The sequence below is a fragment of the Rhabdothermincola salaria genome, from assembly GCF_021246445.1.
In the GTDB taxonomy this organism is placed as follows: Bacteria; Actinomycetota; Acidimicrobiia; order Acidimicrobiales; family Acidimicrobilacustridaceae; genus Rhabdothermincola_A; species Rhabdothermincola_A salaria.
The window spans coordinates 373430-385678 of record NZ_JAJQXW010000002.1 but is presented as its reverse complement, the minus strand read 5'-3'; the positions used below and the strand labels follow the sequence as shown (position 1 = coordinate 385678).

The following is a 12249-nucleotide window of genomic DNA, read 5'->3' as shown; positions in this document are numbered from 1 at the left end:
CAGTCCCATGGTCCTCCGTTCCCCCGGGCGCTCGAGAACGAGCGCCCGGCCAGTATGCCGCGGCCTCAGGGGCCGGGCTCGGGCTCGTCCTCGTCGTCGGTCGGCTCGGGGAGGGTGAAGGGAAGCGGTTCCTCGTCGGCCCCCACGGCGGTGACGCGGCGCTGCGTGCGAGGAGCCCCGGCGGCACCGATGAGGGTCAGGGCCTCGAACGCGATCGTCATGGCATCGGTGCCCGGAGGGTGACGATGGGTGGCGCCGCCGCCGTCCTCGTCGAGCTGCCACCCGCGCCGGTCGAGGGCCTCGGCGACGTTGTTGGTGCGGCTCTTGGTGAGCTCGGCGAAGCGCACGCCCAGCACGAGGTGCCCGCCGGGCATGGCCGTGAGGGTGAACCGGTGCCATCCCTCGGGCGCGGCGACGGTGGCCACGGCGGCGACGTCGCGCTCCATGACGTGGCCGCGCAGGTCGACGATCACGTCGGTGAGCACGCCGACGGCGTCGAGGTCGGTCAGGTCGAGCACGACGTGGTCGGTGGTGGGCATGGCCCCAGCCTGCCAGCGCCGGCCGAGGGTCGGGCGCCGGCGGGATGGTGAGGTGGCGATGCCCCACTCCCTCAGCGGCTGGGCGTGAGGTCGAGGAGGTCGAGGGTCGTGGTCTCGGCGAAGCGCCCGGGACCGTCGAGCTCGATGTCGCGCTCGATCCGCAGGGGGACCCCCAGCTCCCGGTCCAGCCACTGGCGCTCCGTCCAGTGCCCGGCCAGATCTCCGCTGGCGGTCAGGTCGAGCACCAGCCGCTCGGCGGTGCGAGCCTCGCCCGCCACCCCGAGGGTCTCGGGCGCCCCCCAGCGGGCCGTGCCGATGAGATCCACGGCCAGGGTGGTCCCGGCCACCTCGAGGCGCAGGGCGCACTGCACAGCCCGAGGGCCGTCCCCGGGGCGACCCAGGCTCCCCTCGGTGCACTCGGTGGCGCCCCGGGTCGTGAAGCCGGCGACCTGCTGGAACTTCGACTGGGCGGTCAGGACCAGACCGCCCTGGTCGTCTCGGCAGTAGGTGCTGGATTCGGTGTGCTCGGACATGAGGTTCAGGGTCAGCCGCGTGCAGTCGCCCTCGGGCTGCACGACGAGGGTCACCAGCTCCGGGACGGTGCGGGACGGGACCGGCACCCCACCGATGCTGACCGCCTCTTCTCCGCTCGCCGCGTAGCGGTAGACCCCGGCGGGGATCTCGCCCGTGACCGCGGCGGCGGAGGGATCCCCGATCTCGGCCCGGTACTGGGCCAGGGCATCCTCCTCGGTGATCGGGGTGGCCGGCCGGGGCCAGAACACGTAGGCGATCCCGCCTCCCAGCACGACGGCCACCGCGGCTGCCGCCACCAGCAGGCCGCGACGGACCCGATGGCGCTCGGGTGGAGGGGCGGGACCGCCGAGGCCGGCGTCCGCTGCTCGCCGGGCCACGCGGCTGGCCGCGGCGGCGGGCTCGGTGCGTCGTGTCCGTGGTGGGAGGGTGGTCACGGTGCCACCACCTCCGGCATCGGTGGCTTCCGAGTCCAGTGTCCTGTTCCACCGGCCGGGTCGGGGAGGGCCGTTGGACCCCTGCGTCGTGAGATGGGCCCCGAACGCACGACCCCGGGGGCGGCCCGGCTGCGGAGGCCCCCCGAGTTCCTTGACCATGTCCAGTAACGCCCGCCTAGGATCGCCTCGTCGGGGACCTCGCCGGGCGTCCCCGGCCCGACCCGCACGACCGTGCGGCACCACGATCGCAGCCCGGGCACGGAGGAGCTCCCATGGCCTATCCCGACGGCGTCGGTGCCATCGACTTGATGATCGGTTTCCCCTTCAAGGACAAGAAGGCGGTGTACGAGTACCTGAAGCCCGGCATCAAGGACGGGGGCTCCGACGACCTCGAGATGCCCGCCGGCTACATGTTCAAGGACGTGCCCGACGAGGCGGACGACGACACCGATCCGATCGAGGTCACCATCGGCGAGATGGACAAGTGGGGCGTGGCCGCCGGCCTGTTCGGGTTGTCCGACAATGCCATCGAGGCCAAGAGGCGCCACCCGAACCGCGTCTACTTCGGCATGGAGGTCGACCCCAACGACATCACCGGGTGCGTCCGCAAGATCCGCCAGGCCCACGCCGACCACGGCATCAAGGCCGTCACCACCTTCCCAGCCGGCTGCAACCCGCAGGTCCCGGTGAGCGATCGCCGGTACTACCCGATCTACCAGACCTGCATCGACCTCGACATCCCCATCATCGCCAACGCGGGCATCCCCGGTCCGCGCTTCCCGGCGGAGTGCCAGCACGTCATGCACTTCGACCAGGTCTGCTACGACTTCCCCGAGCTGCGCATCGTGATGCGCCACGGCGCCGAGCCGTGGGAGGAGCTGGCCGTCAAGCTCATGCTCAAGTGGCCGGGGCTCTACTACATGCCGTCCGCCTTCGCCCCCAAGTACTACCCGGAGGCGATCATCAAGTACGCCAACAGCCGGGGCCGCGACAAGATCATGTACGCCGGCTACTACCCCGCCGGGCTGAGCCTCGAGAGGATCTTCACCGAGATGCGCGACGTGCCGCTGAAGGACGAGGTGTGGCCCTTGTTCCTCCGCGAGAACGCCAAGCGGGTCTTCAAGCTCGACGACGTGGCCTGACACCCGGGCCGGCCGGGTGCCGCCCGCCCGGACCGGTCGGCGCCCGCCGGTCTGGCACGATCGGCGGGGGCCAACGGGGCCCGGAGGGAGTGGAGCCACATGGGCATCGCCGTCGTGACCGGAGCAGGACAGGGACTGGGGCAGGCCACCGCGGTGCGCCTGGCGGCCGACGGCCACGAGGTCGTCGTCCTCGACCTCGACCTCGACCGGGCCCGGGAGACGGCCGAGGCCGTCGATGGCCAGGCGCATCGTTGCGACGTCACCGACCGCGACGCGGTGCACGCCGTCGCCTCCCGGCTCCCGAGCTGCGCCGCCCTGGTCAACAACGCCGGCATCTGGCGGTTCCACTCGATCCTCGACATGTCCGAGGACGACGCCCGGGCCGTCATCGACGTCAACGTCCTCGGCGTGGTCTGGTGCACCCAGGCGTTCGCCCCCCTCATGAAGGCCGGTGGGGGCGGCAGCATCGTGAACCTGTCCTCCGGCGCGGCCTGGACGCACTCACCGGGCCTGGGCATGTACCCGGCCACCAAGTCGGCCGTGGAGTCGCTCACCCGCACCATGGCGCTCGAGCTCGGCCCATCCGGCATCCGGGCCAACGCCGTCGGCCCCGGCCTCGTGGTGAGCGACGGCACGGCGGCCAACTACCAGGGCGACCGGGCCTCCGAACGGGCCCAGGGCGTGCCCCTCGGACGGGTCGGCGCGCCGGGCGACATCGCCGACGTGGTGGCCTTCCTCTGCGGCGACCAGGCCCGCTACGTGAACGGCCAGATCATCTACGTCGACGGAGGCATCACCGCCGGCCGGGCCGCCATGTAGACCTCGACGGTGGGCGTCCCCGAGCGGGTCGCCTCCCGGCTCGGCTGCCACCCCCGAGCGCGCCAGAGCTCGCTGGGCCAGAGTGTGACCATGACCCCGCAGCCCTTCACCATCGCCGTCCCCGACGAGGTCCTCGAGGACCTGCACCGCCGACTCGACAACGCGCGCTGGCCCGATCAGGCCCCCGGTGAGCCGTGGTCGTTCGGCATCCCGGTCACCGAGGTGCAGACCGCGGTCGACCACTGGCGTCACCGCTACGACTGGCGGGCGCGTGAGGCGGCGATGAACGCCTGGCCCCACTTCCTCACCGAGGCCCAGGGCGAGCAGGTCCACTTCCTGCACGTGCGCTCGCCTCACGACGACGCCACGCCCCTGCTGCTCACCCACGGCTGGCCCGGCTCCTTCGTGGAGTTCCTCGACCTGCTCGGACCGCTGAGCGATCCCGAGGCCCATGGGGGGGACGCCGCCGACGCCTTCCACGTGGTGGTGCCGTCGATGCCCGGCTACGGCTTCTCCGGTCCCACCCGCACCCAGGGGGTCGACTCCCGGCGGGTCGCATCCATCCTCGCCGAGGTGATGTCCCAGCTCGGCTACGAGCGCTTCGTGGCCCAGGGGGGCGATTGGGGCGCGGTCGTCACCCGCTGGCTCGGCGTCGACCACCCCGACCGCCTGATCGGACTGCACGTCAACATGATGTTCGCCTTCCCCGGTGCTGACGACCCCGACCCCATGGAGGGCGTCACCGAGGCCGACCAGGAACGCTTCGCCACCGCCGGTGCTCGCATCGCCGACGGCACCGGCTACATGGCGATCCAGTCGACCCGCCCCCAGACCCTGGCCTACGGGCTCACCGACTCCCCGGTGGGGTTGGCCGCGTGGATCCTCGAGAAGTTCAACGCCTGGAGCGACCTCGACGAGGGCGGGCTGTCCGCCACCTACGGCTGGGACCGCCTGCTCGACAACCTCATGGCCTACTGGGTCACCAACACCGCCGGTTCGGCGGCCCGCCTCTACGCCGAGTCGGCTCGTGGGGGCAGCTCTCCCACCGACCCCGTCGGACAGCGGGTCGAGGTGCCGAGCGGTCACACCGTCTACCCGTACGAGCTGCTGCAGACGCCGAGAGCGTGGGCCGAGAAGGCCTACGACCTCGTCTACTGGGCCGAGGCCGAACGGGGCGGCCACTTCGCCGCCTTCGAGCGGCCCGAGGGCTTCGTGACCGACCTCCGGGCCTTCCACCGGTCGTTGCCCACGAGCTGACCGCGGACGGGATCAGGTGCGCCCGGGGATGGCGCTGGTGTCGTAGTACTCGCGCTGGAAGCGGATACGGCCGTCGCGGAAGGCGAAGATGCCGACGTAGCGGTTGGTGTAGGGCGCCCCGGTCTCGCGGTGGGTGCCGGTGCCGGAGAACTCCAGCACCATCTCGTCGGGATCGAGACCGGGGTGCACCTCGTCGACGGTGAGGTGCAGCTCGAAGACCTGGAGGGCTCCGGAGAGGAAGGCCCGAGCCGCCTCGCGCCCCTCGAGGCGCTTGGGGGGCGACGAGTAGGGCAGGTCGATGACGAGGTCGTCGGTGTAGTGCGCCAGCTGGCGGTCGGCGTCGCCGGCGGCGATCCCGGCGAAGGCGCCGAGGACGGCATCGAGGTTGCGTCGGCGGTGGGGGTCGAGCTCGGTGGTCATGGCGCCACGGTGGCACAACGACGAGAGCCCCGATCGGAATCGGGGCTCAGGTCTCTCGCAGGTGCAGGAGCGTCATGTCGTCCGAGGGATCGTCCTCGGAGCGGGTGGTTCACTCACCGGGGTCCTCCTGTCTTCTGCACTGCTCATGGTGCCCGACCCGGTGGAGGGGGACCAGGGACGGAGGTCCCTACTGTCGGCGCCCGGGGCCCCTTGGCAGCGGGCCCCGCGGCGATCAGGATTCGTTGTCGCGCTTCGGCCCTCGACGCCGGTCCGGCACCAGCCCCTCCAGGCGCTCGCCGACCGCCTCGATGACCTCGGTCGGCGGAGTGACGTCGTCGAGCACCAGGGCGAGGAGGGCCTCGTGCTCCTCCGTGCTGAGCACGAGGAGGCGGCCCTGGTACTTCGAGGCGCTGGCCCGGGTGAACTGCCGGGGGTTCTGCAACTTGGCGGCGACGGCGTCGAGCACGTCCTCGTCGGCGTCCCCGGGCTCGTCGCGGACCAGGTCCAGCAGCTCCCAGATCTGGCGGGGGGTCAGGACGACGCCCAACAGGGCGGTGTCGGTCATCATCTCGGTGCACGCTCCGGCGCTCGGCGGCGAACGGTTCTGGGGTTCCGGCACCGGCGGGGGACCCTCGCTCTCCCGGGGCACCTCGGTGCCCGGCACTCTCGAGCCACCCCCCGGCGGCAGCCACCTTCCTACTCCCCGAAGCCCCCTCGTGCACAACCCGGAGACCGATGGGGCCGTGACGGTCGGCCGCACGCCTCGGCAGGCGCCACAGTGGTGCTGACGCGGCGCCTCGCCCGGGGCGCCCACGACCCGGAGGACACCGATGGCGTTTCGTCACATCGTGCTGCTCACCCTCGCCGACGACGCCCCACCGGGCCGGGCCGACGAGATCGTCGCCGCCCTGCGCCGGCTGCCGTCGGCCATCCCCGAGCTGCGCACCTACGTGGTGGGCGTCGACGCCGGGGTGAGCCCGGGCAACGCCACCATCGCCGTGGTGGCCGACACCGACGACCAGGCCGGGTGGGAGCGCTACCGCGACCACCCCGAGCACCAGCAGGTCATCGCCGAGCTCATCGCGCCGGTGCTGGCCGCCCGCACCGCCGTGCAGCACCACGTCGAGCCCTGAGGCGGCGCTCCCTCCCGCGCGTCGGCCTGCTGTGCTGGTGGTCGGGCGCGGGGAGAGCCGCCGTTCGCCGGCGACGCGCTCAGGCCGTCGTGGCGGGAGCGCCGAGGGGCATCGAGTCCAGCACCCGGGTGACCGCCGCCGCTGCATCCACCACCGCGGCACCGAAGGTCGCCGTCTCGTCGTCGTCGAGCAGCCGCTCGGCCATGGCCGCGACGGCGGCGACGGGGAGGCCGGCGGCGTCGACGACGGGGGCGGCCACGACGGTCAGGTCCGCCTGGTACTCGCCGGCCGCGACCGCGTAGCCGTCGGCGGTCACCCGTGCCATCCCGTCGTGGACCCGCGCCGCCAGATCGGGGTCGGCCCCGGTAGGGAGGACCCGGGCCATGATCTCGTCGCGGGTCTCGGTGGGCAGGCGGGCGAGGATGGCCCGGCCGGCGGCGCTGAGGTGGACGGGCAGGGGGCCGAGGGTCTCGTCGAGGGCCCGGAGCGTCTCGGGATCCTCGGGGCCGGCCAGGATGACCATGCGGTCGCCGTCGAGCACGAACAGCCCGGTCGGGGCATCGAGGCGTCGACGTAGGTCGTCGAGCCGGGGTCGGGCCGCTTCGCGGGCGGTGATGACGGCCGGGTCGGCGTCGGCCAGCACGGAGAACCGGGCGGTGACCACCCAGAGCCCGGGACGGGTGACGTCGTGGCGGAGCCACCCGGCGTCGGAGAGGGTGCGCAGGGCCCGCTGCACCGAGGCCTTGGGGACGTCGAGCGTGCGGGAGAGCTCGCTCAGGCCCACCGGTTGGTGGGCGGCGACGGTCTCGAAGACCCGCAACGCGGTGCGCACGCTCTTCACGCCGGCCATGGTGGCACACCGGACGACCTCGGTCCGCATGGTGGACCGAGGCGGTGCTAGGGTCGCCGGTGATGGGGGATCACGCTGAGCTGCACGATGTCGTCGTCGTCGACGTCTCCGACGACCTGGCCGGCGCCTACTGCGCCAAGCTCTTCACCGACGCCGGAGCCGTCGTCACCCGTGTCGAGCCCCCCGGCGGCGACCCCTGGCGGCGGTGGCAGTGGTCGGGCGAGCCCACCGAGGCCGACGGTGCCCTCTTCCGCTACCTGCGCCACGGCCAGCGCTCCGTCGTCGCCGAGGCCGGCGAGGCGTCGCTGAGCGACCTGTGCGCGGCGGCCGACCTGGTGATCACCGGTGCCCACGGGCCGGCCGGCGACCCGGCCGAGCTGGCCGCGCGGTGCCCCGGCACGGTCGTGGTGGCCCTGTCGCCCTACGGCCTCGCCGGCCCCTACGCCGATCGACCGGCCACCGAGTTCACCGTGCAGTCCGACAGCGGAGCCCTCGCCCTCCGGGGCACCAGAGAGCTGCCCCCCTTCCAGATGGGCGGGCGGGTCGTCGAGTGGGTGGCGGGCGCCTACGCCGGGGTGGCCTCGTTGGCCGCCGTCGGTCGGGCCCGCCGCACCGGGCACGGCGAGCTCGTCGACCTGGCCCTGTGCGAGGTGGCCAACGTCACCGGGGGCAACTTCGCCGACCTCTTCGCCGGCCTCGCCGGGCGGCCCCCCATCGACCCCGAGGTGCCGGCCCGCACCGTCGAGATCCCGTCGATCGAGCCCACCAGCGACGGCTGGATCGGCGTCAACACCAACACCCGCGACCAGTGGGAGTCGTTCTGCATCCTCATCGAGCGGCCCGACCTGCTCGACGACGCCGAGTTCGCCTCCCTCGCCGTGCGAGTGGCCCGGGCCGACGAGTGGAACCAGATGGTGCGCGAGTTCACCGTGCAGCACCCCACCGCCGAGCTGGTCGAACGGGCCGCCGCCCTACGCATCCCCGTCGCCCCCGTCTCCGACGGTCGCTCGCTGCTCGAGCTCGACCACCCCCGCGAGCGCGGGGTGTTCCTCACCGCCCCCGACGGCGACTTCACCATGCCGAGGCGGCCCTACCGCTTCGACGGCGAGCCGGCCCCGACCCCTCGGCCGGCCCCGGCGGTGGGCGAGCACACGGCCGCCCCCGCCCCTCGGCGCCGCGACCGTCCGCAGGCCCCCGACGGCCCGCCGCCGCTGCCGCTCGAGGGGCTCAAGGTCCTCGACCTCACCGCCTGGTGGGCCGGCCCGTCGGGCGCCGCCGTGTTCGCCGCCATGGGCGCCGAGGTGGTCCACGTCGAGTCCACCCGCCGCATCGACGGCATGCGCACCGCCGGCGGAGCCTTCTTCGGCCGTGACCAGTGGTGGGAGTACAGCGCCTTCTTCCTGCAGGCCAACACCAACAAGTACGACGTCACCCTCGACCTCGACCGGCCCGAGGGCAAGGCCCTGGCGCTCGAGCTGGCCGCCGAGGCCGACATCGTCATCGAGAACTACACCCCCCGGGTGATCGAGAACTTCGGGCTCGACTGGCCGGTCATCCACGACGCCAACCCCCGGGCGGTCATGGTGCGGATGCCCGCCTTCGGCCTCGACGGTCCGTGGCGCGACCGGCCCGGCTTCGCCCAGACCATGGAGCAGATCACGGGACTGGCCTGGATGACGGGCCACCCCGAAGACCAGCCCCGCATCCAACGGGGTCCGTGCGACCCCAACGGCGGCCTGCACGCCGTGTTCGCCGCCCTCGTGGCGCTGGAGCGGCGCGAGCGCACCGGTCAGGGCTGCCTGGTCGAGGCCCCGATGTTCGAGGCCGCCCTCAACGTCGCCGCCGAACCCGTGATCGAGTGGACCGCCTACCAGCGCCTGGTGGGACGCGAGGGCAACCGCAGCCCGGCGGCCGCCCCGCAGAACCTCTACGCCTGTGCCGGCACCGAGCAGTGGCTGGCGCTGTCGTGCGCCACCGACGAGCAGTTCCGCCACCTGGCCGAGGTCCTCGGCCGGCCCGAGCTGGCCGACGACCCCGAGCTCGCCACCCTGGCCGGTCGACGCCGCCACCACGACCGCCTCGACGACATCGTGGCCGCCTGGGCGGGGGAGCGGTCGGTGGCCGAGGCGCTCGGCGCCCTCGTGGCCGCCGGCGTGCCCGCCGCCCCCCTCACCGACAGCCGCCGCTCCTCCGAACAGGAGCAGATGCAGGCCCGGGGCTACTTCGAGCCGGTCGACCACCCGGTGGTGGGCACCCAGGCCACCCCGGGGCTGCCCTTCCGCTTCGCCAGCGTCGACCACTGGATCCGTCGCCCCGCACCGACCCTGGGCCAGCACAACACCGAGATCCTCGGTGGCTGGCTCGGACACGACCCCGCCGAGCTGGCCGCCCTGGAGGAACAGGGCGTCATCGGCACCTGGCCCCAAGGGGCCTAGCCCTCAGGAGGCACCCATGACCCTCATCGCCGAGAACCCCACCACGACCGGAGACCTGTTCGATCGCCACCGCGTGATCGACGTCGACACCCACCTCACCGAGCCGCCCGACACCTGGACCCGCTCGTTCCCGGCGTCGCTGCACGACAAGGTCCCTCACATCGAGCGGGTCGACGGGCGCGACACCTGGATGGTCAACGGCGAGCGCATCGGCTCCCCGGGCTTCTACTCCATGGCCGGCCACGACGGGATCATGCCGGCGTCGATCCCCGACACCTACGACGACATCGCCCCGGCGATGTACGACGCCAACGCGCGCCTCGAGTTCCTCGACCGTGAGGGCATCGACGCTCAGATCCTGTACCCGAACGTGGGCGGCTTCGGCAACGGGTACTTCCTGCGCCTCGGCGACCGCGAGCTCGTCGCCCAGTGCGTGCGGGCCTACAACGACTTCCTCACCGACTGGTGCTCGGCCGACCGCGACCGGCTGATCCCCATCACCGCCCTGCCCTTCTGGGACCTCGACCTGGCCCTCGAGGAGCTGCAGCGCTGCATCGACATGGGGCATCGGGCCGTGAACTTCTGCAACCAACCGCAGGACTACGGCATGCCCGCGCTGGCCCACCCGCACTGGGACCCCATCTGGGCCACGGCCCAGGAGGCCGGCATCCCCGTGAACTTCCACGTCGGTGGCGGCTCCATGGGCACCCAGTTCGAGGACACCGCCGGCATGGGGTGGATGACCAACTTCGCCAAGGTCTCGTCGCTCATCTTCATGGACAACATGCGCTGCATGGCCGACCTCATCTTCGGGGGCGTCTGCCATCGCTTCCCGGACCTCAAGCTCGTGTCGGTGGAGAGCGGTGCCGGCTGGATCCCCGCCGCCATGGAGACCTTCGACTGGCAGTGGCTCAACGGCGGTCCCCGCCTCGAGCACCCCGAGTACGACCTCCTGCCGAGCGAGTACTTCCGCCGCCAGGTGTACGGCTGCTTCTGGTTCGAGACGCAGGCCGCCCTCGACGCCATCGCCAAGTACCCCGACAACATCATGTTCGAGACCGACTACCCGCACCCCACCTGCCAGCACCCCGGCCCCCAGACGCCGGCCCAGCGCCCCCGCGACTACGCCCAGGCCCTGTTCGCCGACGTGCCCGACGACGTCACCGCCAAGGTGCTGTCCGGCAACGCCGCTCGCGTCTACGGGCTCTGACGTGGCCGACACCGAGACGACCCTCGTCGCCCCCGACTTCGGCACCCGCTACGTGGTGGCCGAGGTGCGCGGGCGGGTGCTGCACCTGCGCATCGACCGCACCGAGCGGCGCAACTCGTTCACCCAGGACATGTACCGGGCCCTGAAGCGGGCGGCCGTGTGGGCCGACAGCCAGGCCGACCTCGACGCGGTGTGCCTCACCGGCACCGACGAGTGGTTCGGCGCCGGTGGCGACATGGGCGGCCGGGCCGAGGACACCGACGGCCTCGCCGTCGAGTGGGACTCCACCGAGCAGTTCCCGTTCCGCCACATCGAGCGGTGCCGCAAGCTGTGGGTGGCCAAGGTCAACGGGCTGTGCCACGCCGGTGGGCTCGACCTGACCCTGTGCTGCGACATCGCCGTCGCCTCCGACCGGGCGCGCTTCCGGGTGCCCGAGCTCCTGCGCGGCATCCCCGACCCGTTCATGTCGGCCCGCCTGGCCGAGGCGGTGGGCCTGGCCCGGGCCCGCTACCTCTTCTTCACCGCAGCCGAGATCACCGCGCCGGAAGCCGAGGCCATGGGTCTGGTGGGCAAGGTGGTGCCCCACGACGAGCTCGACGCCCACGTCGAGTGGGTGCTCGAACAGGTCGCCCTCACCGGACCCCAGGCCCGCGCCGACGTGAAGCGCGACCTCAACGCCCGCCTGCCGGCCATGGACTACGGCCTGTTCTTCCGGGCCATCGAGCGCCCCGAGATGCGCGAGGGCCTCGATTCGTTCCTCCAGAAACGACCGCCGGAGTGGCCCCGCTGAGACCACGGTCGGCCGACGTCGCCCGGCCGACCGGCACCCCGGCGCCAAAGGCGGTCCCGGCCGCGTCCGAGCGCGTAGGGTGACGCCGCCACGCGCGTGGCCGCTCGTCCGACCACGGACGAGGTGAGTCGACCAAGGAGCTCCCGCGATGGTGTTCGCCGCCGAATGGGGGACCGGTCAGGTCTTCCTGACCATCCTCTACTTCTTCCTGTTCTTCATCTGGATCATGTTGCTGTTCCAGGTGTTCATGGACCTGTTCAACCGTGACTTCAACGGCTGGCTCAAGGCTGGCTGGGTCGTCGTGCTCCTGGCCCTTCCCTACCTGGGCGTCTTCATCTACCTCATCGTCAATGGCGGCAAGATGGCGAAGAACCAGATGAAGATGGCCGAGGATCAGAAGGCGGCCATGGACAGCTACATCCGCGAAGCGGCCTCCACCGCCACGCCGGCCGAGCAGCTGGCCCAGCTGGCCGACCTGCACGACCGGGGCAAGCTCAGCGACGCCGAGTACGAGTCGATGAAGGCCAAGGTCGTCGCCTGAGCGACTGAGCGTCCGACCGCACGGGGACGGCCGACTGGCGCCGGACGGACCCGACTGGTGACACGGAGCCCGGGAGGGAGCGGTGCCCGCCGCCTCCCGGGCTCCGTCGCGTCCGCGCCGCTACGGTCGGGGCCCCGCCGGACCT

13 protein-coding genes are annotated in these 12249 nt (G+C 72.4%); 8 read left to right on the top strand and 5 right to left on the bottom strand.

Going from position 1 to position 12249, the window contains the following annotated elements; all coding sequences use genetic code 11:
- Positions 1 to 65: 65 nt before the first annotated feature.
- Positions 66 to 539: a hypothetical protein gene (locus tag LUW87_RS11055; RefSeq protein ID WP_232671234.1), complete on the bottom strand. Its 474-nt coding sequence runs from the start codon at positions 537 to 539 to the stop codon at positions 66 to 68.
- Between the two features lie 71 nt (positions 540 to 610).
- Entirely contained in the window at positions 611 to 1507 is an 897-nt protein-coding gene (locus LUW87_RS11050; protein ID WP_232671233.1) for a hypothetical protein, read from the bottom strand.
- Between the two features lie 272 nt (positions 1508 to 1779).
- Here LUW87_RS11050 and LUW87_RS11045 point away from each other — a divergent pair, with 272 nt between their 5' ends.
- From LUW87_RS11045 to LUW87_RS11035, 3 genes are all read left to right on the top strand, one after another.
- Positions 1780 to 2649, top strand: coding sequence for an amidohydrolase family protein (locus tag LUW87_RS11045; protein ID WP_232671232.1), 870 nt, complete (start codon positions 1780 to 1782; stop codon positions 2647 to 2649).
- A gap of 99 nt (positions 2650 to 2748) precedes the next feature.
- Entirely contained in the window at positions 2749 to 3468 is a 720-nt protein-coding gene (locus tag LUW87_RS11040) for an SDR family NAD(P)-dependent oxidoreductase (protein ID WP_232671231.1), read from the top strand.
- Between the two features lie 90 nt (positions 3469 to 3558).
- Entirely contained in the window at positions 3559 to 4725 is a 1167-nt protein-coding gene (locus LUW87_RS11035; RefSeq protein ID WP_232671230.1) for an epoxide hydrolase family protein, read from the top strand.
- Positions 4726 to 4737: 12 nt separating this feature from the next.
- On the opposite strand, the gene LUW87_RS11030 is transcribed toward LUW87_RS11035, so the two are convergent.
- Together LUW87_RS11030 and LUW87_RS11025 are read right to left on the bottom strand one after the other, a co-directional pair.
- Positions 4738 to 5145, bottom strand: coding sequence for a nuclear transport factor 2 family protein (locus LUW87_RS11030; protein WP_232671229.1), 408 nt, complete (start codon positions 5143 to 5145; stop codon positions 4738 to 4740).
- A gap of 232 nt (positions 5146 to 5377) precedes the next feature.
- Positions 5378 to 5764, bottom strand: a complete 387-nt coding sequence (locus LUW87_RS11025; RefSeq protein WP_232671228.1) for a hypothetical protein — start codon at positions 5762 to 5764, stop codon at positions 5378 to 5380.
- A 211-nt stretch (positions 5765 to 5975) separates the two neighbouring features.
- Here LUW87_RS11025 and LUW87_RS11020 point away from each other — a divergent pair, with 211 nt between their 5' ends.
- Positions 5976 to 6278: a Dabb family protein gene (locus LUW87_RS11020; RefSeq protein ID WP_232671227.1), complete on the top strand. Its 303-nt coding sequence runs from the start codon at positions 5976 to 5978 to the stop codon at positions 6276 to 6278.
- A 79-nt stretch (positions 6279 to 6357) separates the two neighbouring features.
- On the opposite strand, the gene LUW87_RS11015 is transcribed toward LUW87_RS11020, so the two are convergent.
- Positions 6358 to 7119, bottom strand: coding sequence for an IclR family transcriptional regulator domain-containing protein (locus LUW87_RS11015; protein WP_232671226.1), 762 nt, complete (start codon positions 7117 to 7119; stop codon positions 6358 to 6360).
- Between the two features lie 71 nt (positions 7120 to 7190).
- On the opposite strand from LUW87_RS11015, the gene LUW87_RS11010 reads away from it, so the two are divergent.
- The 4 genes from LUW87_RS11010 to LUW87_RS10995 all read left to right on the top strand — a co-directional run bounded on the left by LUW87_RS11010 (position 7191) and on the right by LUW87_RS10995 (position 12104).
- Complete coding sequence (locus tag LUW87_RS11010; RefSeq protein ID WP_232671225.1) at positions 7191 to 9563, top strand: CaiB/BaiF CoA-transferase family protein; 2373 nt, start codon at positions 7191 to 7193, stop codon at positions 9561 to 9563.
- 16 nt (positions 9564 to 9579) lie between these two features.
- Positions 9580 to 10773 (top strand): amidohydrolase family protein, encoded by a 1194-nt coding sequence (locus LUW87_RS11005; RefSeq protein ID WP_232671224.1) that lies wholly within the window; start codon positions 9580 to 9582, stop codon positions 10771 to 10773.
- A 1-nt stretch (position 10774) separates the two neighbouring features.
- Positions 10775 to 11563: an enoyl-CoA hydratase/isomerase family protein gene (locus LUW87_RS11000; protein ID WP_232671223.1), complete on the top strand. Its 789-nt coding sequence runs from the start codon at positions 10775 to 10777 to the stop codon at positions 11561 to 11563.
- A 148-nt stretch (positions 11564 to 11711) separates the two neighbouring features.
- On the top strand, positions 11712 to 12104 hold the full coding sequence (locus tag LUW87_RS10995) for an SHOCT domain-containing protein (RefSeq protein WP_232671222.1): 393 nt from the start codon (positions 11712 to 11714) through the stop codon (positions 12102 to 12104).
- Positions 12105 to 12249 lie beyond the last annotated feature (145 nt).